Here is a 21,946-nt window from a genome sequence, read left to right on the forward strand (position 1 = left end):
CTAAGTTATCCTCAAATCTGCTTCGATGGAAGAGTTGTTGGGTAAATAGTATTACTATATAGTCGCTTCCAACTGAGAGCTGATCCTGGCGTTTCCCCGCCTGAGGTCACTCCAGAGGTGCCATAACAAAAACAATGGGAGACCGTCTCATGAGCCAGGAACTCGGGCTTATTCGTCGCATTACATTCAAACTCATACCGTTTCTGATCCTGCTGTACCTGATTGCTTATGTAGACCGTTCTGCCGTGGGCTTTGCCAAGCTGCACATGGGCGCCGACATTGGTATTGGTGATGCAGCCTATGGCCTGGGTGCGGGGTTGTTTTTCATCGGTTACTTCCTGATGGAGATCCCCAGCAACCTGATGCTTGAGCGCTTTGGCGCCCGTCGCTGGTTCGCCCGGATCATGATCACCTGGGGCAGCATCACCATCGGCATGGCCTTCGTGCAGGGCCCGCACAGCTTTTATGTGATGCGCTTTTTGCTAGGCGTCGCTGAAGCAGGCTTCTTCCCGGGCGTCCTCTACTACATCACCCAATGGTTTCCGGTGCGCCATCGCGGCAAGATTCTGGGGCTGTTCATCCTTTCGCAACCCATCGCCATGATGATTACCGGCCCCGTGTCCGGTGGTCTGCTGGGCATGGACGGCGTGCTCGGCCTGCATGGCTGGCAGTGGCTGTTCATCGTTATCGGCATGCCGGCGATCCTGCTGACATGGCCGGTGCTGCGCTACCTGCCGGATGGCCCGCAACAGGTCAAATGGATGGACCAGCGCGAGAAGGACTGGCTGGTGGGCGAGCTGGAAAAAGACTTGAAAACCTTTGGCCAGACCCGTCACGGCAACCCGTTGCACGCCCTGAAAGACAAGCGCGTATTGCTGCTGGCGCTGTTCTACCTGCCGGTGACATTGAGCATCTATGGCCTGGGCCTGTGGTTGCCGACGCTGATCAAACAGTTTGGCGGCAGTGACCTGACCACCGGCTTTGTGTCATCGGTGCCTTACATCTTCGGCATCATCGGTTTGCTGATCATCCCCCGCAGTTCCGATCGTCTGAATGACCGTTATGGCCATTTGGCGCTGCTCTATGTGCTGGGCGCCATCGGCCTGTTCTTCAGCGCCTGGCTGACGGTGCCGGTCCTGCAACTGGCAGCCTTGTGTCTGGTGGCGTTTGCCTTGTTTTCCTGCACGGCGATTTTCTGGACCCTGCCGGGACGTTTCTTTGCCGGCGCCAGTGCCGCGGCCGGGATTGCCTTGATCAACTCGGTGGGCAACCTGGGCGGTTATATCGGTCCGTTCGTGATCGGCGCGCTCAAGGAATACACCGGCAACCTGGCCTCGGGCCTGTACTTCCTGTCAGGCGTCATGGTGTTTGGCCTGATCCTCACAGGCGTGGTGTATCGCTTGCTGGAGCGCAAGCACGCGCTCAAGCAGAGCGAGTTCGCCGCCAGCGCCCAGCCGGCCACCCATCCATAAAGCATAGGGACCCAACGCCGAAGGCTGCGATCTTTGCCGGTTCAAAGCGCAGCCTGCGGCCAGTCCTTGACGATGTGTAGATCCCCGTGTCGTGAACGACGCGGCACAAGTGAGACTCAATATGCGTTTAGTACAGTTTGAATTGAACAGCGGCGAGCGCCGCGTCGGTCTGGTCGATGGCACTCTGGTGCGTGAAGTACAGGCTGCAACCAGCGTCCGCGATCTGGCGCTGGCGGCGATTGACGCGGGCATAAGCCTGGCGCAGCAAGTCGACTCCCAAGGGCTGGGTGCCAGCCACGACTACCCGCAATTGCTGGCCGAGTTGCGCATTCTGCCGCCACTGGATCACCCGGATCCGGCGCACATGTTGATCAGCGGTACAGGCCTGACCCACTTGGGCAGCGCGTCGGCCCGCGACAAAATGCACCAGCAGGCGGGCGACGAAGCCACCCTGACGGACACCATGCGCATCTTCAAATGGGGTGTGGAGGGCGGTAAGCCAGCGGCGGGACAGCCGGGGGTACAACCCGAGTGGTTCTACAAAGGCGATGGCAGCATCGTCGTACGCCCGGGCGCTGCATTCCCGTTGCCTCCGTTTGCCGAAGATGCCGGCGAAGAACCGGAAATCGGCGGCCTGTATGTCATCGGCCATGACGGCAAACCGTATCGCCTGGGGTTTGCGGTGGGCAACGAGTTCTCCGACCACGTGATGGAGCGCAAGAATTACCTGTACCTCGCACATTCCAAACTGCGCAGTTGCTCGTTCGGCCCGGAACTGCGGGTCGGTGAATTGCCGCAACATCTGGCTGGCAGCAGCCGGATCATCCGTGACGGCGAAGTGCTGTGGGAAAACGAATTCCTCAGTGGTGAAGCCAACATGTGCCACAGCCTGGAAAACCTCGAATACCACCACTTCAAATACAGCCAGTTCCTGCGTCCGGGCGATGTGCACATCCACTTTTTCGGCACCGCGACCCTGTCATTCGGTGACGGCATTCGTACCCGACCGGGCGACCGTTTTGAAATCAGCCAGGCCGAATTCGGCGCGCCATTGATCAATGGCATTGAGCCTGTTGCCGCCGTATTCGAACCCGGCTCTATCGGTACACTTTAAAAGGACAGCACCCATGACTCAGATCCTCGGCCACAACTACATCGGCGGTCAGCGCAGCGCCGAAGGCAGCGTCATCGTAAAAAGCGTTGATGCCAGCACCGGTGAAACCCTAGTCCATGATTTTCACCAGGCCACCCTCGGCGAAGTCGATCGCGCTGCGCGCGCCGCCGCCAGCGCCTACCCAGCCTTCCGCGCCTTGAGTGCAGAGCGTCGCGCCGAGTTTCTGGAGGCCATCGCAGATGAACTGGATGCACTGGGCGATGAGTTCGTCGCCATTGTGTGCCGCGAAACCGCACTGCCGGCAGGCCGCATTCAGGGTGAGCGCGGACGTACCAGCGGGCAAATGCGCCTGTTCGCCAAGGTGCTGCGCCGGGGTGACTTTTATGGCGCGCGGATTGACCAGGCTCTGCCTGACCGCGCTCCGCTGCCACGCCCGGATCTGCGTCAGTACCGTATTGGCCTGGGCCCGGTTGCCGTCTTCGGAGCCAGCAATTTCCCGTTGGCGTTTTCCACTGCAGGTGGCGATACCGCCTCGGCACTGGCCGCCGGCTGCCCGGTGGTGTTCAAGGCGCACAGCGGACACATGGCCACAGCCGAGTGGGTCGCGGACGCGCTGATCCGCGCCGCCGAGCGCACGGGCATGCCGGCCGGTGTCTTCAACATGATTTACGGTTCAGGCGTCGGTGAAGCACTGGTCAAGCACCCGGCAATCCAGGCCGTGGGCTTCACTGGTTCGTTGCAGGGCGGACGCGCCTTGTGCGACATGGCCGCGGCACGCCCACAGCCGATTCCGGTATTTGCCGAGATGTCGAGCATCAACCCGGTCATCGTCCTGCCTCAGGCCCTGGCCGCACGCAGCGCAACCATTGCCCGTGAACTGGCTGCTTCGGTGGTGCAAGGCTGTGGTCAGTTCTGCACCAACCCGGGCCTGGTGATCGGCGTACGCTCAGCGGCCTTCAGCGCTTTTATCGAGCAACTGGCGGGACAGATCAACGAGCAGTCGGCACAAACCATGCTCAACGCCGGCACCTTGCGCAGCTACGTCAAAGGCCTGGACAAATTGCTTGCCCATAAGGGCATCGAGCATGTGGCCGGCACCGCGCAGCAGGGCAATCAGGCCCAGCCGCAGCTGTTCAAGGCCGATGTCAGCCTGTTGCTTGAGGGTGACGAAGTGCTGCAGGAAGAAGTCTTCGGGCCGACCACCGTGGTCATCGAAGTGGCGGACCAGGCGCAACTGAGTGCTGCGATCCACGGTCTGCACGGTCAACTCACCGCGACGCTGATTGGCGAGATGGCCGATTTCGAACAGTTCAGCGAATTGACCCCGCTGCTGGAGCAAAAGGTCGGTCGCATCCTGCTCAACGGTTACCCGACCGGTGTAGAAGTGTGTGATTCGATGGTCCATGGCGGTCCATACCCGGCGACCTCCGATGCACGGGGCACTTCGGTCGGGACGTTGGCGATCGATCGCTTTCTGCGTCCGGTGTGCTTCCAGAACTACCCCGACAGCCTGCTGCCAGACGCATTGAAAAACGCCAACCCGCTGGGTATTCAACGTTTGATCGATGGCCAGATCTCTGACCGCACGCTTGGCTGATCGCCACGCCTGAAACCTGCCGCTGCCCGGGGAAGGCAGCGGCAGGCGCTCCTATATGCGCTGTGCAACGCCTTAAAACAATAATCAACAGGTGAGCCATGACTGCTGAAACCCTCACGGCCGTGCAATCGCACGCCCAATCGCTGGACGATGCGCTGTATCGAAAAGTGAACTGGCGGATCATTCCGCTGTTTATCGTGTGTTTTCTGTTTGCCTACCTGGACCGGGTCAATATCAGTTTCGCCAAATTGCAGATGCAAAGTGATCTGGGGTTCAGCGAAACCGTGTATGGCCTGGGTGCCAGCCTGTTTTTTGTCGGCTATTTCCTGTTTGAAGTGCCGAGCAATATCTTGCTGCACAAGATCGGCGCGCGGGTGTGGATCGCCCGGATCATGGTGACCTGGGGCATTACCTCGGCGTGCATGATGTTTGTGCAAAGTGAATTCTGGTTCTACACCCTGCGGTTTCTGATCGGGGTGATGGAGGCCGGTTTCGTCCCGGGGGTGCTGTACTTCTTTACCCAGTGGTATCCCGGTAACCGCCGGGCCCGGGTCAATGCCTATTTCAAGAGTTCCATCTGCCTGTGCGGGATCGTCGGTGGCCCGCTGGCCGGCTTCATCCTCGGGCACTTTGACGGGCTGTACGGCATGGCGGGGTGGAAATGGCTGTTCTTGCTGGAAGGCTTGCCATCGGTGCTGCTGGGCTTTGTCGTGCTGTGGCTGCTGAGTGACAAGATTGAAGATGCGCCATGGCTTTCGGCAGAAGAAAAACAGGTGCTGCTGGCGCGCATGGCCAGCGAACCCAAACCGGAGTCTTCCAGCCGTTTTGCCGACGTCTGGAAGCAACCGACGACCTACGTGATGTCGGCCATTTACCTGTGCCTGGTGATGGCCCTGACCGGTTTGCTGTTCTGGATGCCGCAGTTGATCAAAAGCGCTGGCGTCGCGGACACCTTTGACATTGGTTTGTTGACGATGGTCCCTTATCTGATTGCGGCCGTGGGCAATCTGTTGATCGGCAACAGCTCTGACAAGCGCGGCGAGCGGCGTTGGCACATGGCCGGTTGTGCGTTGCTGACGGCTGCCGGCTATCTGCTGTGCGCCTGGTTCCCGGGTCAACTGTTGCCGTTGATGGTCGGCATGAGCATGGTGATGACCGGGATCATTGCCTGGATGCCGATTTTCTGGACGATCCCGCCGCGCTTTCTTACCGGTCTGGCGGCCGCAGCAGGGATTGCCCTGATCAACTCCCTGGGCCAGTTGGGCGGGGTGGTCGGGCCGTTCATGGTGGGCTGGATCAAAGACCAGAGTGGCAGCGCCACACCGGCCCTGTATGTGCTGAGTGCAGTATGTGTGCTGGCCACCGCGCTGGTGATCTGGGGTATCCCGGCCCGCTACTACCGGGTCAAGCCATGAGCGATTCAATCGGAGAGAACATGAAACCCAATCTGTTGATTTTCAGCCGTGTGTCCTCGCCAGCGGTGATGGCCGAGCTCGATACGCTGTGCAACGTGACCTACTGCCCGGACCCCCTGGGGGCGGATGAAACCCGCTTCTTTGCTGCCTTGAGCGACGCCGAGGCCATGATGGGGGCCAGCCTCAAGCTGGATCGCAGCCTGCTGGAGCGAGCACCGAAGCTGAAAGTCATTGCCAGCGTTTCAGCCGGTTACGACAACTACGATCTCGATTACCTGCGTGAACGCGGCATTCGCCTGACCAACACCCCGGATGCAGTCACCGAAACCACCGCCGACACGGCCTTTCTGTTGTTGATGATGGCGGCACGCCGTGCGCTGGAAATGGCCGATCTGGTGCGGCAGGGGCACTGGCAGGAAAAAAACATTCCTGAATCGCTGTTTGGCACCGATGTACACGGCAAGCGGCTGGGGATCATCGGGTTGGGCCGGATTGGCGCGGCCATCGCCCGGCGCGGGCATTTTGGTTTTGGCATGTCGATCCTTTACAGCGGCCAGAGCGACAAGCCGCACCTGGAGCAAACACTGGGTGCGCAACGGGTGGAGCTGCAGCAACTGCTGGCCGAGGCTGACTTCATCTGCGTCTGCGTACCGCTGTCGGACAAGACCCGCCAGCTCATTGGCGCGCCTGAATTTGCATTGATGCGACCGCAGACCATCTTTCTCAATGTCTCACGCGGGCCGGTGGTGGACGAGGCCGCGCTGATCGATGTGTTGCAACGTGGCAGTATCCGGGCTGCGGGGCTCGATGTGTTCGCCCGGGAGCCGTTGCCGGCCGACTCACCGCTACTGGCGTTGAAACAGGTGCTGGCACTGCCGCACATCGGCTCGGCTACCGTCGAAGCCCGGGAACTGATGGCGCGCACGGCGGCCGACAACCTGAAATACGCACTGCTCGGGCATCTGCCGCCTGACTGCGTGGTGTAAGCCCAGCGCGGTGATAACCGGCTACCGCAGGCAGCCGGTGTGTTTACTTTTAGATGGGGGTTTGTGATCGGCACGTCCCGTGTCGATCCCGTGCCCCTGGAAGTAAACGCCCGATGACCACACCTGCTGTTGTACCTGCGCCGGTCTTTGACCGCTCCGACCTGCTGCGACAAACCCTCACCCGGCAATTTGCCACGCGCCCCACGCTGTACCACGTGGTCAGCGAGCAGTTGAACGGCGCCCTGAAAAAGACACTGCCCGACCCGGGCAGCCCGCTGGATCTGGACCGCGTGTACATCGTCTGGACCATCGACGCCGCCGAACAGCCCCTGACCCCACCGCGTTACCGCTTGCTGCTCGACGCCATGCTTGAGCATATTGCACTGGGCACGCCGCTGAATTACGGGTACTACGAACCTGAGCAATGCTTTTTGGCGCTGCTGGCCGAAGGCGCAACGCCTGCGGGCAGCTGGGCGTCCCTGGCGTCCCTGGCGTCCCTGGCGTCCATGCGGGCCGTCGAAATGTCGATGCGCGACGTCCAGCGGCAATGGCCCCGAGCCTTCCAGGAGGCACTGATTGCTTACTGGAATCAACCGGTGACGGGCTACCGGAGCCGGGTGCACTGGCTTCAGGTGTTTTTGGCCGACAACCTCCGGGTAGCGGTCAATACCACCGCCGGGCTTGATCCTGAACAGATCGAGGCCGTGCGCAAAGTGCTGAATTACCCGGTACTGGTTGACCGGCTTCAGGGGTATGCGCCGAGCGAACAGCCCCGGGTGTATTTTGCCCAGCTGGAGGTCAGGTCCGGTAAATGGTTGCATCGCCACGCGGTGGCGGATCTGCTGGTGTCTTATTCCCGCAACGGCAGCGAACAGCTGTTGCGGTGCACGCCTTCAGGGCAGATAACGGCCTTTGCGACGGTGGAGGCCCTGACCCGTCAGTTGGGTCATGAACTCAACCAGCGCTATGTGATTGATGCCGTGACCTGCAAGCGCTTTGAGCCGATGGTCGATGCGCTGCACGTCCAGGCCATGATCGTGCTCAACACCCAGCTGGAAGCGCTTGCGGCGATCCGCCAAGCCATGCCGGGAGACGGCCGGAGCCTGGCCCGGCTCGAACGGCATGTGCGTGCCGTCACCGACCCGGTCTCACTCTTCGAGACTTTCCAGGCCGCGCCCTCCGGGCATCTGCTGCCGGTGTTCAATGCGTTGCCGGACTGGCTGAAGCACGCCAGTCAGACAGATCGGGCCGCTTACCGACGCCATGTGATCGCCCTGGCGGACGTCACCCGCCATGCCCGCGGCCGAACCTTCAATGAAGGCATTCCGGATCTCCACACCTATGCGGCACAGGCCCTGCATCGGCAGATGCGCGAGGACCAGCCCCAGGCTCCGGGTTATGACCCGGACGAAATCGAACTGCAATTCAAGGTGGCATCAGGCCCCTTGGGCACCATCGGTACTGTGCAGACCCGGACTTACAGCCTGACCGAACTGGCCCTGGAAAATCTGATCGGTTTTCCGAGCGCGCGCATGACCTTGCGTCATACCCGCAATCAGTTGATACAGGACTGGTGGCTGACCCCTGAGTACATCAAGTCACTGATCCAGCGCGTGAACATCGGTGAGGCGTACCCGGCCCTGATCAAGCAATGGTTGCTGGATGATCCTCAGGAGGCACAGCGCCGGGAGGTGCTGTACGCCGAGCAGCTGCGCGTGACGCTGCCGATGCGGGCCCTGGAGATGAAGCTCCAGGGCCGGGGTTCGATCACGCAATGGGGTTACCGCTGCCTGGCGGCCCTGATGCAGCGAGACCCTGCAGCCCGCCTGCTTGACGGTCAGCGCGTGGGAATACGGGCCCTGGGGCTGGTGCAGACGCCGCGCTCGGTGCCGGACTTCGTGCGCAATATGTATGTGATCGGGCCCGTCGATGATCTTGAAGGGCCTTGCGTGCTGTACCGGCCTTTGCTCAAGGAGATGCTCATTGAGTTCCCTTCGGCCCTGGCCCTGGTGCAAGGCCTGATACAGGCAGGGGAATTACGCGACAGCGTACTGGAATGGCTGCCGGGCGATCTCAAGAGCGTGTACGCCCAGGGTGTGATGAACCCGTCGAATCATTTGACGGCGAGCAGCGCATTGTTGTTCGCGCAACCCCTGCACCGGCATTTCGAACATGATCTGTTCAGGGAGAGCGCAATGACCCTGGTGCAACTGGCAGACCGACAATCGGTGTCCAATGCCGAGAGCCGTTGGGCCACCCTCAAGCAAGGCGGCTGGCTTCTGTTGAACACCGTGTTGCCCTTGATCCGGGGCCCGGTTGCCATCTTCGGCTGGCTGCTGTTAACCGTGTCCGCGCTGAAAAACGACATCGCGGCCTTGCGCGGCGATGATGAGCGGCTCAAGGCCCCGGCGATCATCGATGTGCTGTTCAACATCGCCGTGGTGCTGTTGCATGGCGGGCAAATGGGTACACAAACACCGGCCTGCGAACAGGTCGCGGATGAGTCGTTGGCCCCCTTGATCCCTGTCGACGCAGGGCCTCCACTGCGTGCCCCAGATGATGAGCCGGCACCTGCAGCGCTGGCGGTCAGCGAGGGTGCGGTTTATTTCCCCGGAGTGGCGGTCGGCAATCAACACACCGAGCTGGATTTCTCCTGGTTCAGCACCCCGCGCATCGACTTCAGCGAATTTCAACTCACCTGGCTGGACCGTAATCGCGGCTCGGCACTCGGCCCGGCATTGCCTGTGGCATACGGCCCTTACCGGGGGTTGTATGTGGTCAATGGCAAGTGGCATGCCCTAGTCAGAGGTTTCAGTTATCAGGTATCACTGGAGGACGATGGGGTAGTGGTGGTCAGCCCGCAGGATGAGCGGGATACCGGCCCGTGGCTGCGGCATGACGCAGACGGAAACTGGGACTTCGATACGGGTCTGAGGTTGCGCGGCGGCGGCCCGAAAAAACGCCAGGAGGCACAGGCGCGGGCCGAGCAGCGCAAGCAGCGGATCAAGGAGCTGGATGCCGCTTTCGCCGCCTTGGGCGAGCGTGAATCCGAGTTGTTCCAGCAGCTGACCGATGAGCGCCTCAGGCTGTACGAGGCGCTCCAAGGGGAAGCCAGCCAGCGCTTTTCCTACCTGGAGAAAACCCTGCGGCTCAAGCGTTTACGCACCCTGGTGGAAAAGGCCAGTGCCGAATACCAGGTGGAGCTCGATCATTTCATCGAGCGCCATGCCTTGCAGCCACGCCCCAATGATCATGTGGTGCTCAGCCGCTTCTATAACCTGCTGTTCAGGCATTCGGTCGACCTGTTGTATGTGCAGACCCAGTTGATACAAGGCATCAAGAGCCTGTACCCGGAGTTTGCCGTAGTCGAGCATAAAGAGATGAGTACGGTGGATGCCGAACGCTATATCACCTTCAAACGTGCGTTGCTGGCTCACCAGCAGACCTTCTTCAACGATTTTCAGGCGCAAACCCGCAACCTCGAAGCCATGCGCGGGGTGCCGCGGGTAGGGCACCGGCTGGCCCGCGAACTGGAAACATCCGCCGCCACCAGCTCGCGCGATGATGGTGCCGTGCGACGTACTTCGGACATCGACTTCCTCAACCTGCAGCTCGGGCTGCTGCTGGACCTCACCCCCAAGACCGTGTTCAGCGAAACCTGGCACAACCTGGCCGATATCATTTCCCCGTTGACCTACACGGCCAGTGCCCACGCTGAACTGGTCGACACAGAACTGTTCAGCCACGACGAGCGCATGGAGGTACTCGAAGACATTGGCCAGCGATACGCCGGGGCCCAGGACGCGTTGAGCATTTTGAACATGGAGCTGGGCGATCAGCTGAATCCGGCCGATTACCAGCGTCTCATGGGGGTGCTGGAGCAACTCGTTACCCGGCTCGAACAGCAACTGGCAGAAGAAGCCCGCCTGGAAAACCAATGGCTGCCCGAGCAACCTCGGCCATCGCGCAAAAGCCAGGGTTCAAAAAGGATCATCCGCACGCGCAAGCAAGGGATTTTGATTGGTGTCGCCAGGGCGCGAGCCTCAGAACGTGAGCCGTTGATTGTCGATGTGGGCGAGCCGGCGGCCGGCAGCACGCAGACGCAGCCCGGGACTGCGGAGTCAGGCTTGCCGACCCTGACCTTCAGGCAGTCGGAAGCTGACCGTTGGGAGGCTGTAGAGCGTCCCGTCGAGGCGGGTACGGCGCGGCCGCTGGCCACCATCAGAAACCGCTGCAATGAGCTGCTGGGCAAGGTCGACGAGAAGATTCAGCGGGTCAGGGGTTACGCCAGGCACTCCAGGTTTGCCTTGGAGCTGGAAGAAATCCTTGAGCGCGAAGCGCTGAAGCTGGATGCGCTGAGCCGCGAAATCGAGGCCGGCTTTGAACTCGAACCGGTGCAGGACAAACCCCGGCCCGGCACGCCTCAATCGTTGCACAAGCGCTTGCGCGAGGGGGCGCGCAAACTGCGTGAACAGGCGCTGTGGATTCTCAAGTCGTTGCCGCCCACCGAGCCTGTGGTCGAGTATCTGCTGGAAAAGGGCGAGGTGCATATCGTCAAGACGGGGCCCAGGATCCAGATGCAAGGGGAGCGTCAGGACTTTGTCCAGGAATATGAGATTCGTAACCGGCTCGGGCAGGTTCAGTGGTACGCCCATGTGCATTACCACAGCCTGACGGACCCGGCAGACACCCCGAACGTCGCGCATTTCAAACTCAAGTCCCAGCGCAGGGTCAGCCAGGCCAGCCTGGATGCCAAGGCCAGGCCGGGGGTGAAAGCCGAGCGGGTGCATTACGGCAAAATCAGCGCCAGGATGCTGGCCAGGCGCTTTTTGTCCTTGAGCGACTGATCCCTCATCGCCGGACATGGGTTCAAACATGAAATTGACCTATCATTGCACCTTTCCAACAGGTGATTGATTAATGAGCGATTCAAACCAGACCCTGCGCGCAGCCCTTGAAACCAGTGACATGCTGGTGATTGACGGGCTGCACGCCTGGGACTTTTCTCTGGATGATGTGCAATTGCTCATCAAGTGCATGGACGGACGTGCCGAAAAACGCTGGCAGTTCACCGCGGCACAGGTCGATGCCGCGGTGTTTGATGAGACGTTGCAAAGCTGGACCCTCACCGGTGACTCGGGTGAACATCGCCTGGTTTGCCTCAGCGCCGTGAGCGCAAACAATGATGACGATGAATCCGAGGTCGCTGATGAAGCTTAAATGGTTGCCCCTGCTGATGGCCTCGAGCGTCGGCGCAATGTCGGCGCAGGCCGCGTCCAATGACGAAGTCGAACTGCTGGTCGGCTCGTACACCCAAGGCAAGAGCCAGGGTATTTACCGCCTGCAGTTTGACAGCGACAGCGGCAAGCTCACCCCTGAACCGTTGCAGGTGTTCAAGGCGGCCAACCCGTCGTGGCTGACGCTTTCCAAAGACCAGCAGCGGTTGTTTGTGGTCAATGAGAACGGCAAGGGGCAGGCGGATGTTGTCGGTCGTGTCAGCAGTATTGCCATCGATCCCAAATCCAATCAGCTGACTCTGGTCAATCAGGTCAAAACCCTGGGCGAAGAGCCCACACACTCCAGCCTGAGCACTGACGAACGCTACCTGTTCGTGGCCAACTACAGTGTGCACGCCGATCCGGGCGGCAGCCTTGCGGTGTTGCCGATCAATGCCGAAGGCCAGTTGCAACCCGTGACCCAGATGAGCAGCCATTCAGCGAGTCGGGTCAACCCGGAGCGCCAGGCATCGGCCCATGTGCACTCGGTCGTCCCGGCGCCAGACGGCAAGTTTGTCTTTGCCAGCGACCTGGGTGCAGACAAGGTTTTCGCCTATCGCTATGACCCGGCGGCCAACCCCGAGCACCCGCTGGTAGCCGCGGAGCCCGCGGCAGTCGAACTGCCTGCGGGCAGCGGTCCGCGCCATCTGTTGTTCTCGGCAGACGGCAAGCACGCTTACCTGACCACTGAAATGAGTGCTCAGGTGTTTGTGTTCGATTATGCCGACGGGCAGCTCAAACAGCGCCAGGTAGTTGAACTGGCGCAGGGCAAGCCTGCGCCACATCGTGCAGCCGGCGCCGTGCATGCGGCGCCGGATGGTAAGTTCCTGTATGTCAGCAACCGCGGCAAGGCCAATGAAATTCTGGTGTTCGCGATCAATCCCGGTAATGGCGAGCTGACCGAGGTCCAGCGCCGTTCGGTTGAAGGTGATCACCCGCGTGAGTTTGCCTTGAGCCCCAATGGCAAGTTCCTGCTGATTGCCAACCAGATGAGCAATGAGATCGTGGTACTGGAGCGCGACCGCAGCACTGGCAAGCTGGGCAAGACCCTGCAAAAGCTGCCGATGGACGCACCGTCGGATGTGAAATTCATCAATCGCCCGTAACACCGGGCGTGCAGCCGTCTATCAATGGCGCTGATAGACGCTAGTGCTGCAATGAATTTTTGTGCGATGACCCTTGGCGTTAAGTTGGTTTCACGGCCTGCAAAGGCAGGCAAGCCAACTGAATCGTCGAGGGTTACGCGCATGAACTTCAATCTTTTCTCCGTGATTGCCGCTTCCGCCATCTCCGCCACTGTAGCCCTTCCGGCCAATGCCAGCGGGGTCGTCAGAGACACTAAAACCGTCAGCCACAGCTACACCCCCAAATACCTGCAACAAAGCGCGAACTTCTATGCCGCGCTGGATCACAAGTCCCGGACCTGATGCCGGAGCGGCTCAGAACCTGAGGGTGTTCAGCAACCGGGTGGTCGGGGCGTCCGTAGTACCGACCATCGCGTAGTTGTAGCCCGGGCCCGACCAGTAGAGCGCTTGCAAATCCCCCTGCCGACGACTGCCTTTCGCCAGGAGCGTGTTGTGGGGGCCGGGCGGGCGGATATAGAAACTGATGCGCTGTCCTTGCCCATCTTCGTACATCACCATGGCGGCTGCCCCCTGATCGGTTGCGAGCAAACGGCAACTGACGGGCTGAAACCCGGCTGCGCTCAAGTCCGGCAAGCGTTCGGCCTGCCTGAAATAACGATCAACCCAGTCCTGCACATCATTTTTCTGTTGCCCACTGTAGTCGGCCGGTAAAAAGCCCTCTTGAGCAAACATGCGATGCGCCACCAGGGCATCGGTCATGGGCAAGGCGCTGCTGGCCAAGGGTTCAGCCCCCAGCGTCATTTGCCGCGCCTGCCAGCCGCCCAGCCCACCAATACCCACCGCCAGGACCAATAATGCAACGCTGGCCCAGTGCTGGCGTGTCCGGTGCTGGATCCGTTGGCGTATGGCCGCCGGGTCGAGTGCCGGGTTGGAGGGCTGCTGCAGGGAGGCCTGCAACGCGGTGCGCAATGCCTGGGCATCTTGCTGCCAGGCGTGAACCCGTGCGGCTACTTCGGGGTGGGCCTGCAGGTAAAGGTCGATCTGCTGACGCTCGGTTTCGTTCAGCGCATGATCGACATAGGCATGCAGATCGCGTTCGCTGGGTGGGGTGGTGATCATTTAAGTCTCCGCAGGGCAGGGCGGGTGATTTCACCTTCGCTGAGCAGGCGCAAGGCTTGGCGGGCACGGGACAAGCGCGACATGACAGTGCCAATGGGCACCTCGAGAATCTCGGCCACTTCCTGGTAGCTCAAACCCTCGACGCTGACCCATAGCATCAACGCCCGTTGTTCAGGGCTCAGTTGTTCGAACGCGGCCAGCGTCGATTGCGCAATCACCGTGCGCTCGGTGGATGGCTGGGCGGTGTCTTCGCGGCCGGTAAAGAATTCAAGCATGCGTGCATAACGCCGGGACCGGCGATGGGTGTCGATGAACTGTCGATACAGAATGGTAAACAGCCAGGCCCGCAAGTCGCCTTCGGGCCGCTTGCCGGCAGCGGTGCCCAGCGCACGTTCCAGACAGGCTTGCACCAGATCGTCGGCGTTACTGGAATGACGCGTCAATGAGAGCGCAAACCGTCGCAGGCGCGGCATCAGTTCGCGCAGTTGCGCGTCAAATGAGTTCATCGGGGACCTGCACACAGTGACCCATCAATCGGGGGAGTGCGAGGAGGACGTCCGGGATCAAGAGTTATTCCCACGCAGATGAAAATAAAAGTTTGATAAATAATTCTCCGCTCACGGGAATAAGCCTGATTGGCCTGCGTCTCATAGACCACCCACCTGATGGCCCCGTGGCCTCGGAGTTATGCATGGTAGATCAATTGCCGCCTGTACGGCCCGGTGCACCCCCGTTGAGTAAGTCCAGTGTGCTGCTGCGCCTGGCTGGCATCGGGGGCGTAGTCGCCGCCATCGCCGGGGCGTTTTATTACGTCAACGGCACCCTGGATTCACAGCGCTTGCGCCCTGACAACCTGGTGAATGCGCTGGAGCAGAACAGTGGCGTACACCCGGGTTTTCGGCGTAATCACGCCAAGGGCATCTGTGTCGTAGGTTATTTCGAGAGTAACGGTGAGGCACAAGGTCTGTCACGGGCACAGCTGTTCGAGGCCGGGCGGACGCCGGTGGTGGGGCGCTTTGCCTTGCCCGGCGGTAATCCTTACGCGCCTGACAGCAGCGTGCCGATCCGCAGCCTGGCCTTGCGCTTTACCCAGGGCAATGGCCAGCAATGGCGAACTGGCATGAACAGCATGCCGGTTTTTCCGGTGGCCACGCCTCAAGCGTTCTATCAAATGCTGCAAGCGGGGGCTCCCGACCCGGCGACAGGGAAACCCAAACCCGGTGCCATGGCCGATTTTTTTGCCGCTCATCCGGAAACGGCAGCGTTCCTGCAATGGGTCAAAACCGCGAAACCCTCGGCCAGCTTTGCCACCGAAGGCTACAACGGGATCAACGCGTTCTATCTGGTCAATGCTGCGGGGCAACGTCAGGCGGTGCGCTGGGGCGTTGTCCCCGAGGCAACGGACACTGGCCCGGCCACGGCAGCGAACGATGGGAATTACCTCGCGCAGGATTTGACTCAACGCTTGTCCAGCGGGCCGTTGAAATGGCAACTGAAGCTGACGCTGGCTGAGGCGGGCGACCCGATCGGTGACGCCAGTAAAACCTGGCCCGCGGGGCGCAAAGTGGTCACTGCGGGGACCCTGGTGCTGCAACAGGCCGAGTCGCAGGACAGCGGCGAATGCCGTGACATCAACTACGACCCGCTGATCTTGCCCAGCGGCATCGAGGCCTCGGACGATCCTTTGATCGCTGCCCGTTCGGCGGCTTACGCCAGCTCTTACCAACGGCGTACCGCTGAAGTCGATCAATTGCCCCGGGAGACACGGCCATGAATACACCCACTTCGCATTTCGCACCTTTGGCGCGCCTGCTGCACTGGCTGATGGCCTTGATGATCATGACGATGCTGTTTGTGGGGGCGGGGATGGTTGCTTCCGTATCCGAACGGCATGCCTGGCTGTTGAACCTGCACAAACCCTTGGGCATCGCCATTTTGCTGCTGGTGGTGATCCGGCTCGTTGTGCGTTTCTCGACCCGGCAACCGCCGTTGCCGGCTGACTTGCCTGCTGTACAGGTGCTGGCGGCCAGGATGTCGCACGTGTTGCTGTACGCCTTGATGTTGCTGATGCCAATCGTGGGCTGGGCAATGATTTCGGCGGCAGGGGATCCGGTGATGCTTGGCCGTTCATTGCAATTGCCCGGGATCATGCCGGCCAATCCCGAGCTCTTCGCCTTCCTGCGCAAGGCCCATACCTACTTGGCCTATTTGCTGTTCTTTACGGTGTTGCTGCACATCGCTGCGGCATTGCTGCACGGCTGGGTTCGCCGCGACGGCGTACTGGAAAGCATGCTGCGGGGCAAGGACTGAGGCCGCAACATCTGCCCCGCCGACGCGCGCACGCGCTGGCGGGGCGGCGGATCAGCCTTTAGCCATCACCCCGATAAACAATGCAGAGTTAAGAAAACGTTCGAGCCACTGCTTGAGTAATGGATAGGGCGTCTGTTCAAACCATTGCCGGTCAACATGGGCAAACTGGCGCACGAACGGCGCCAATGCCATGTCGGCCAGACTGAGGTTCGACGCTACCAGGCAGGCGTTCTGTTCCAGCAGGCTTTCCAGTCGCTGCAGAAACTCCGCCCCTTCGGCCCGATAAGCTTCCATCGGGCGCTCCGGGTAGCGTATGGCGTACTTGTAGCGATCCAGCCGGGCCTTGAAAACGGTGTCGTTCTCCTCGATCAGCGCTGCGATCAATTGCCGGTTGGCCATGTTACCCGTCTGTTGCCAGTTATCCGGATCAGCGTGGTCGAGCGCCCAGTGCATGATCTCCAGGCTTTGCTCAATTACCTGGCCATCAGCGCAGACCAGTACCGGTACGGTGCCTTTGGGGGAGCAGGCGAGCATCTCGGCCGGCTTGGCTTTAAGGCTGACCTCGATGATCGACAGCGGCACCCCGCTGTAGCGCAAGGCCATGCGCGCCCGCATCGCGTACGGGCAGCGGCGGAAGGAATACAGCACATGCCCGGTCATTTAACCTCCACGGTGCTCAAGCCATTGCCCTGACGCCGGACCTGGATCTGCACCGGTATGCGTTCGTGCATTTCCTGGACGTGGGAGATGACCCCGACCTTGCGGCCCTGGGCCTGCAATCCGTCCAGAGCGTCCATCGCCAATTGCAGCGATTCGGGATCAAGGCTGCCAAAGCCTTCATCAATGAACAGCGATTCGATTTTCAGTGTACTGGACGCCATTGAGGCCAGGCCGAGGGCCAGCGCCAGTGACACGAGGAAGGTTTCCCCGCCTGACAAAGAGTGCACCGAACGCAGCTCATCGCCCATCTCGGTGTCCATGACCAGCAAACCGAGCATGCTGCCGCCACGTTTGAGGCGATAACGCCGGACCAGCTGGCGCAGCTGTGCGTTGGCGTGATGCACCAGCAGGTCGAGGTTGTAAGCCTGGGCAATCTTGCGGAACGTGTCGCCGGTGGCCGAGCCGATCAATGCATTGAGCCGGGCCCAGCGCTGCCATTGTTCGTATGCCTGGGCGATACGCTGCGCCAGTGCCTGATTGGCTTCCTGGCGCCGCTGATCTTCACTCTGTTGCGCGCGCAGCTCGGCGCAGCGCTGTTCACTGGCCTCCAGCTGTGTGTGCAGCTCGTCGAGGGCGGTGTCCAGTGCAACAGCGTCGAGATTGCCATTGGCTTGCGCCTGATGCTGGCCCAGGCGCTGCTCGCGCTCCTGCACCAGAACCCGGGCCTGCTCCACGGCTTTTTCGCTGCTTTGCAATTGCTGGCGCAGGTCGCGCAGATGTGCGTCGTCATACGCCAGCAGTTGCTGCAGCCGCGCTTCATCCAGCTCGCGATGCTGTTCACGCCAGTGTTCGAGCTGGGCACTCAGGGTGCCGTGCTCGTGCTGCACTGCCTGCAGGCGCGCCTGTTGTGCCTTGAGTTCGGCGGCCAGCTCAATCAACTGGTTGCCGGTGGCTTGCAAGGCTTCGCTGGCCTGAAGCTGCGCGCTCCGGGCCTGCTCCAGCGCCTGTTCCAGCTGTTGCTGCCACGCCTCGGCGCTGACATGGTCACCCAACAAGTCCCGCAGGCTGTGCTCGCTGGCCTGTTGTTGCACGGTCAGGGCCTCAACGCTGCGTTGCAGGGCTTCCAGTTCTTTGCTGCGATTGGCGTGTTGATACTGTTCACGCTCGATGTTGCCAGCGCGTTCAGTCTGCTCGGTCTGTTCGTCGCGCTGCTGATCGAGTTGCGCCAGGCGATCAGCCACTTGCTGGTCGAGGGCCATAAAGCAGGCCGACGGGTTGTCGCGCAGCGCCATCAGGGTTGCAGCGGGCAGCAGGCTGGCAAAGTCGGCCAGCTCACCCTCAAGGCGCAAGGTGTCGGCGTTGATGTGTTCTAGCTGCGCGTTTAGTTGCTGACTGGCGAGCTGGCTGGCTTCGGTGCAGCGCTGCAGGTGCTGCTGCAGGTGGGCCGCTTCTTTTTGCAGGGCGAGCAGGGTGTTCTGGCGCTGCTGATCCTGGTTGATGCTCTGTTGCAGCTGGCTGAGGCGTTGGCTCAGCCACTGTTCGCGCCTGGCCGGCTCTTGTGCCTGCCATTGCGGGCAGTGCGGGTGAGCTTCAAGGCTTGGGGTCAGGGCCTCTTGCTCTTGATGGATACGTTCTTGCTGGAGCAAAAACTCCTTCTGCCGGGCGATCAGGCCACCGACTTTTTCACGCAGCTGGACCAGGGTTTCCTTGAGCCCTTCAACCATGCTGCGGGCGTTGGCTTCTTCCTGCTCGTCGTGGCGGCTCAGGCTCTGCAACAACGCCTCGGGCTGATGATAAGGATGCTCGTGGCTGCCACACACCGGGCACGGCTGGTCATCCTGCAATTGCCCGCGCAGTTCTTCGACACTGGCGCTGCGTGCCAGACGCTGGCGTTCCAGCAGTTGGCGGGTGACGTCCAGGGTTTGTTCGGCCTGGGCCAGTTCGGTTTTGGTCTGAATCCCTTGCTGGCTGAGACGGTCGCGTTCGAGCTGTACGCTGTGCTGCTTGGCTTGCAGTTCATGCAGGCGGGTATCGAGCGCCTGCTGGCTGTGGCACAAGCGCTGCAAATCTTCGAAGTCGCGCTGCTGCTTGCGGCTTTCATCGAGCAGGCTGCCCAGGGTCTGGATTTGCTCGTTGACCGCCTGTGGCTCGGCCCCGGCTTCCTGGAACAGGATTTCCAGGCTGTTGCGCACGTCGGTCAGCTGCTGTGCGGCAAGCTGGGCACGTTGCTCAAGAACGGGTAGCTCGTCACGGCCCTTGCTCAGGGTGTTGCTCAACTGAACCAGTTTTTGTAGCTGTGGGCGGTAGCCCTCCCAGGCGCTGGCCAGGGGAGCGAGTTCGTTGCTGTGTTCGAGGCGGGTGGCAATGTGCGCCAGGTGTTCTGCACTGTGTTGCTGGCGTTCAAGCAGTGTATTCAGCGCCTGCCGGCCTTCGGCGCACGCCTGCTCGGCTTGTTGCTGCAGGGCTTGCTGCTCGCCAAGGGCCTGGCTCAGGCGCAGCAGGTTGGCCTGCTCAAGATGGGCCTGTTGCAAGCGGGGGGTGTTCTCGCGTTGTTCGGTCTGCGCCCGGGTTGCCGCTTCTTGCGCCGCTTGCAGGGTTTGCTGCAGCACGGCCTGTTGCTGGCTGAGCCCGGTTTGCTGCTGCAGGTGCGCAGCGATCTGCTCGGCCAGTGGCGTCAATTGGCTGTGCAGTTCAGCCAGTCGGGCAAACTGATGGCGTTGCGGAGCTAGTTGTTCCAGCCAGTGCAGGGTCTGGCGCTGGGCGGCCTGCGCTTCCCAGTGGGCCTGGGCCTGTTGCAACTGCTCGGCGGCACTGTGTTGCTGTTCTTGCAGTTCGCGCAGGGTTTTGAGCCAGGTGTGTTGCTGCTCCAGCTGTTTGAGCTGGCCCTGTTGGGTCTTGAGTTGCTGCTGGGCCGCTTCAAACGCCTGATCCAGCTCGGCTCTGGCCTTGGGCGTCAGCGGGGTGACGCCGACGGCCTGGTCTTGCAGCTGTTTATGGGCGTCGCGGGCCTCTTTGGCCTTGTCGAAGGCACGCTTGCCCAGGCGTGTGTAGAGCGCGGTATCGGTGAGCTTTTCCAGCAGCTCGCTGCGCTCGTTGTCATCGGCCTTGAGGAACGCACTGAATTCGCTTTGGGCCAGCATCACGGCGCGGGTGAACTGCTCGAAGTTCAAGCCCAGGCGCGCCTCCAGCTGGAGCTTGTAATCGCCTTTCTGGCTGGCCAGCAGTTGATCGCTGTCCAGGTCGCGCAGGCTCTGGCGGCTGGCCTGCAGTTTGCCGGTGGCTTTTTCGCGGGCGCGGTTGGTTTCCCAGCGGGCACGGTAACGACGGCCATCGATGCCCAGAAAGTCGACCTCGGCATAACCCTCGCCCGTCCCCCGACGCAGCAGGGTGCGCGGGTCGCCGGTGGCGATTTCACCGTCGGCATCCGGCACCTTGGCATCGCGCCCGGTGTTGTTGAGGCGTGGCACGGCACCAAACAGCGCCAGGCACAGCGCATCGAGCAAGGTGCTTTTGCCAGCGCCGGTGGGCCCGGTAATCGCAAACAGGCCGGCGCTGGCCAAGGGTTCGGCGGTGAAGTCCAGCTCAAAAGGTCCGGCCAGCGATGCCAGGTTTTTCAGGCGAATGGCGAGGATTTTCATGGCTGTTCACCTTCCTGCTGTACTTCTTGCAGCAACACCGCAAAGTCTTTGAGAGTTTGCTCGTCGGCTTCGCTGCCGTAGTTTTCCTGCCAGGCGCGGCTGAACAGCTCCTGGGGGGTGAGCTGGTCGAGCTCGATCAGACGGCTGGCGTCCTCATCGCCGGCCCGGCTGCCGTTACCGGCATACTCGGCGGAGATGCGCACCAGACGCACCGACTTGCCCTGCAAGGCGGTTTCGATCTGCTGGCGCAAGTCGGGCTGCGGCTCGTCAAGCGTGACCCGTACTTCGAGCCAGGGCTGGCGCTGAATATCGGCCAGCAAGTCGATATTCGGCAGATCGGCCAGTTGGGCGAGGATCTCGGCCAGCGGCGCCGGGCCCACGCGCTGCAGGTTGACGGCGCGCGGGATCAGTCGGGGAGTGACGCTGACCAGGGTTTCCCCTTCGAGCTGCACATCGAGGATCTGATGCGGGTAGCTGATTTCCGAAAATGACAGCGGGATAGGGGAGCCGCAGTAACGGATCCGGTCTTCGCTGTTGACCCGTTGCGGCTTGTGCAGATGGCCCAGCGCAACATAGCTGAGGCTTGGGCCAAACAGGCTGGCGGGCAGGGCTTCGGCGTTACCGATGATCAGGCTGCGCTCGGAGTCTTCCGAGACCGAACCGCCGGCCATGTGCGCATGGCTGATGGCGACCAGGGCTTGTCCGGGCTTGCGCTTGGCATTGGCGGCTTCGATCAGCCGTTCATGCACGTGGCCGATGCCCCGCAGGTAGTCGTCGCCCAGGTGGGCACCGGTCACTTCTGCCGGCCGCAGAAAAGGCAGCGCCAGGCACCAGGCCGCGATATTGCCGGTCGCATCGGGCAACGGGATCAGCAGCCGCTCGGCATCCAGCTGGCCATCGTCGAGCCACAGGACCCGGCCCAGGGCGTGGGTTCGCAGACGGCGCATCAACGGCGCGGGGAGTTCAATCCGCGAGCCGGAGTCGTGATTGCCGGCGATCATGACGATGGTCAGTTCGGGGTGTTGTTCATGGGCGCTGACGATGAAGTCGTAGAGCCGTTCCTGGGCTTTGACCGGCGGGTTGACGGTGTCGAAGATGTCACCGGCAATCAATAGAACGTCAGGGTGGTCGCTGGCCAGTCGGGCGAGCAGCCAGGTTAAAAAGCAAGCGTGTTCAAAATCGCGTTCCTGGCCGTGGAGGTTTTGCCCCAGGTGCCAATCGGAAGTGTGAAACAGGCGCATAACAGAATCCGTTTAAAAAGGCTCGCTGCGGCG

At 61.3% G+C, this 21,946-nt stretch carries 16 protein-coding genes; 11 read left to right on the forward strand and 5 right to left on the reverse strand.

Annotation, left to right across the window (positions count from 1 at the left end; translation table 11 throughout):
• Positions 1-149 precede the first annotated feature (149 nt).
• The 9 genes from DQN55_RS09925 (at position 150) to DQN55_RS09965 (ending at position 13,287) form a co-directional block, all read left to right on the forward strand.
• Positions 150-1,472, forward strand: coding sequence for an MFS transporter (locus DQN55_RS09925; RefSeq protein ID WP_048380351.1), 1,323 nt, complete (start codon positions 150-152; stop codon positions 1,470-1,472).
• 121 nt (positions 1,473-1,593) lie between these two features.
• The gene (araD1, locus tag DQN55_RS09930; protein WP_048380349.1) at positions 1,594-2,586 is read left to right on the forward strand and encodes an AraD1 family protein; all 993 of its coding nucleotides are present in this window, start codon (positions 1,594-1,596) and stop codon (positions 2,584-2,586) included.
• 13 nt (positions 2,587-2,599) lie between these two features.
• Positions 2,600-4,183 (forward strand): aldehyde dehydrogenase (NADP(+)), encoded by a 1,584-nt coding sequence (locus DQN55_RS09935; RefSeq protein WP_048380348.1) that lies wholly within the window; start codon positions 2,600-2,602, stop codon positions 4,181-4,183.
• Positions 4,184-4,281: 98 nt separating this feature from the next.
• Positions 4,282-5,598 (forward strand): MFS transporter, encoded by a 1,317-nt coding sequence (locus DQN55_RS09940; protein WP_048380346.1) that lies wholly within the window; start codon positions 4,282-4,284, stop codon positions 5,596-5,598.
• Between the two features lie 20 nt (positions 5,599-5,618).
• Entirely contained in the window at positions 5,619-6,584 is a 966-nt protein-coding gene (locus DQN55_RS09945; protein WP_048380344.1) for a 2-hydroxyacid dehydrogenase, read from the forward strand.
• A gap of 113 nt (positions 6,585-6,697) precedes the next feature.
• Complete coding sequence (locus tag DQN55_RS09950) at positions 6,698-11,431, forward strand: dermonecrotic toxin domain-containing protein (protein ID WP_048380342.1); 4,734 nt, start codon at positions 6,698-6,700, stop codon at positions 11,429-11,431.
• Positions 11,432-11,504: 73 nt separating this feature from the next.
• Positions 11,505-11,804, forward strand: coding sequence for a DUF5629 family protein (locus tag DQN55_RS09955; RefSeq protein ID WP_048380340.1), 300 nt, complete (start codon positions 11,505-11,507; stop codon positions 11,802-11,804).
• Positions 11,794-12,966 carry a lactonase family protein gene (locus DQN55_RS09960; protein ID WP_082150732.1) on the forward strand — a complete coding sequence of 391 codons (1,173 nt, stop codon included), beginning with the start codon at positions 11,794-11,796 and terminating at the stop codon, positions 12,964-12,966. The genes DQN55_RS09955 and DQN55_RS09960 overlap by 11 nt, the downstream gene beginning before the upstream one ends.
• Positions 12,967-13,107: 141 nt before the next feature.
• On the forward strand, positions 13,108-13,287 hold the full coding sequence (locus DQN55_RS09965; RefSeq protein WP_048380676.1) for a hypothetical protein: 180 nt from the start codon (positions 13,108-13,110) through the stop codon (positions 13,285-13,287).
• A gap of 12 nt (positions 13,288-13,299) precedes the next feature.
• Here the strand turns inward: DQN55_RS09965 and DQN55_RS09970 are convergent, their stop codons facing one another.
• Together DQN55_RS09970 and DQN55_RS09975 are read right to left on the reverse strand one after the other, a co-directional pair.
• Complete coding sequence (locus DQN55_RS09970) at positions 13,300-14,064, reverse strand: anti-sigma factor family protein (protein ID WP_048380338.1); 765 nt, start codon at positions 14,062-14,064, stop codon at positions 13,300-13,302.
• The gene (locus tag DQN55_RS09975) at positions 14,061-14,570 is read right to left on the reverse strand and encodes an RNA polymerase sigma factor (protein WP_048380336.1); all 510 of its coding nucleotides are present in this window, start codon (positions 14,568-14,570) and stop codon (positions 14,061-14,063) included. The genes DQN55_RS09970 and DQN55_RS09975 overlap by 4 nt, the downstream gene beginning before the upstream one ends.
• Before the next feature lie 185 nt (positions 14,571-14,755).
• Between DQN55_RS09975 and DQN55_RS09980 the strand changes: the two genes are divergently transcribed.
• Positions 14,756-15,838: a catalase family peroxidase gene (locus tag DQN55_RS09980; protein ID WP_048380334.1), complete on the forward strand. Its 1,083-nt coding sequence runs from the start codon at positions 14,756-14,758 to the stop codon at positions 15,836-15,838.
• Positions 15,835-16,374, forward strand: a complete 540-nt coding sequence (locus DQN55_RS09985; protein WP_048380332.1) for a cytochrome b — start codon at positions 15,835-15,837, stop codon at positions 16,372-16,374. Before DQN55_RS09980 ends, DQN55_RS09985 begins: the two co-directional genes overlap by 4 nt.
• Before the next feature lie 51 nt (positions 16,375-16,425).
• On the opposite strand, the gene DQN55_RS09990 is transcribed toward DQN55_RS09985, so the two are convergent.
• From DQN55_RS09990 to DQN55_RS10000, 3 genes are read right to left on the reverse strand one after another with little or no spacing between them, the layout of a single operon-like run.
• Positions 16,426-17,034, reverse strand: a complete 609-nt coding sequence (locus DQN55_RS09990; protein WP_048380330.1) for a glutathione S-transferase — start codon at positions 17,032-17,034, stop codon at positions 16,426-16,428.
• Positions 17,031-20,672 carry an AAA family ATPase gene (locus DQN55_RS09995; protein WP_048380329.1) on the reverse strand — a complete coding sequence of 1,214 codons (3,642 nt, stop codon included), beginning with the start codon at positions 20,670-20,672 and terminating at the stop codon, positions 17,031-17,033. The genes DQN55_RS09990 and DQN55_RS09995 overlap by 4 nt, the downstream gene beginning before the upstream one ends.
• Positions 20,669-21,913: an exonuclease SbcCD subunit D C-terminal domain-containing protein gene (locus DQN55_RS10000; protein WP_048380326.1), complete on the reverse strand. Its 1,245-nt coding sequence runs from the start codon at positions 21,911-21,913 to the stop codon at positions 20,669-20,671. The genes DQN55_RS09995 and DQN55_RS10000 overlap by 4 nt, the downstream gene beginning before the upstream one ends.
• Between the last annotated feature and the right edge of the window lie 33 nt (positions 21,914-21,946).

It is taken from the genome of Pseudomonas taetrolens, from assembly GCF_900475285.1.
In the GTDB taxonomy this organism is placed as follows: Bacteria; Pseudomonadota; Gammaproteobacteria; order Pseudomonadales; family Pseudomonadaceae; genus Aquipseudomonas; species Aquipseudomonas taetrolens.

What these genes read in the sequence shown, in the direction of transcription:
- DQN55_RS09925 (WP_048380351.1), top strand. Translation starts at nt 150, where the DNA reads ATGAGCCAGGAACTCGGGCTTATTCGTCGCATTACATTCAAACTCATA.
- araD1 (WP_048380349.1), top strand. Translation starts at nt 1,594, where the DNA reads ATGCGTTTAGTACAGTTTGAATTGAACAGCGGCGAGCGCCGCGTCGGT.
- DQN55_RS09935 (WP_048380348.1), top strand. Translation starts at nt 2,600, where the DNA reads ATGACTCAGATCCTCGGCCACAACTACATCGGCGGTCAGCGCAGCGCC.
- DQN55_RS09940 (WP_048380346.1), top strand. Translation starts at nt 4,282, where the DNA reads ATGACTGCTGAAACCCTCACGGCCGTGCAATCGCACGCCCAATCGCTG.
- DQN55_RS09945 (WP_048380344.1), top strand. Translation starts at nt 5,619, where the DNA reads ATGAAACCCAATCTGTTGATTTTCAGCCGTGTGTCCTCGCCAGCGGTG.
- DQN55_RS09950 (WP_048380342.1), top strand. Translation starts at nt 6,698, where the DNA reads ATGACCACACCTGCTGTTGTACCTGCGCCGGTCTTTGACCGCTCCGAC.
- DQN55_RS09955 (WP_048380340.1), top strand. Translation starts at nt 11,505, where the DNA reads ATGAGCGATTCAAACCAGACCCTGCGCGCAGCCCTTGAAACCAGTGAC.
- DQN55_RS09960 (WP_082150732.1), top strand. Translation starts at nt 11,794, where the DNA reads ATGAAGCTTAAATGGTTGCCCCTGCTGATGGCCTCGAGCGTCGGCGCA.
- DQN55_RS09965 (WP_048380676.1), top strand. Translation starts at nt 13,108, where the DNA reads ATGAACTTCAATCTTTTCTCCGTGATTGCCGCTTCCGCCATCTCCGCC.
- DQN55_RS09970 (WP_048380338.1), bottom strand. Translation starts at nt 14,064, where the DNA reads ATGATCACCACCCCACCCAGCGAACGCGATCTGCATGCCTATGTCGAT.
- DQN55_RS09975 (WP_048380336.1), bottom strand. Translation starts at nt 14,570, where the DNA reads ATGAACTCATTTGACGCGCAACTGCGCGAACTGATGCCGCGCCTGCGA.
- DQN55_RS09980 (WP_048380334.1), top strand. Translation starts at nt 14,756, where the DNA reads ATGGTAGATCAATTGCCGCCTGTACGGCCCGGTGCACCCCCGTTGAGT.
- DQN55_RS09985 (WP_048380332.1), top strand. Translation starts at nt 15,835, where the DNA reads ATGAATACACCCACTTCGCATTTCGCACCTTTGGCGCGCCTGCTGCAC.
- DQN55_RS09990 (WP_048380330.1), bottom strand. Translation starts at nt 17,034, where the DNA reads ATGACCGGGCATGTGCTGTATTCCTTCCGCCGCTGCCCGTACGCGATG.
- DQN55_RS09995 (WP_048380329.1), bottom strand. Translation starts at nt 20,672, where the DNA reads ATGAAAATCCTCGCCATTCGCCTGAAAAACCTGGCATCGCTGGCCGGA.
- DQN55_RS10000 (WP_048380326.1), bottom strand. Translation starts at nt 21,913, where the DNA reads ATGCGCCTGTTTCACACTTCCGATTGGCACCTGGGGCAAAACCTCCAC.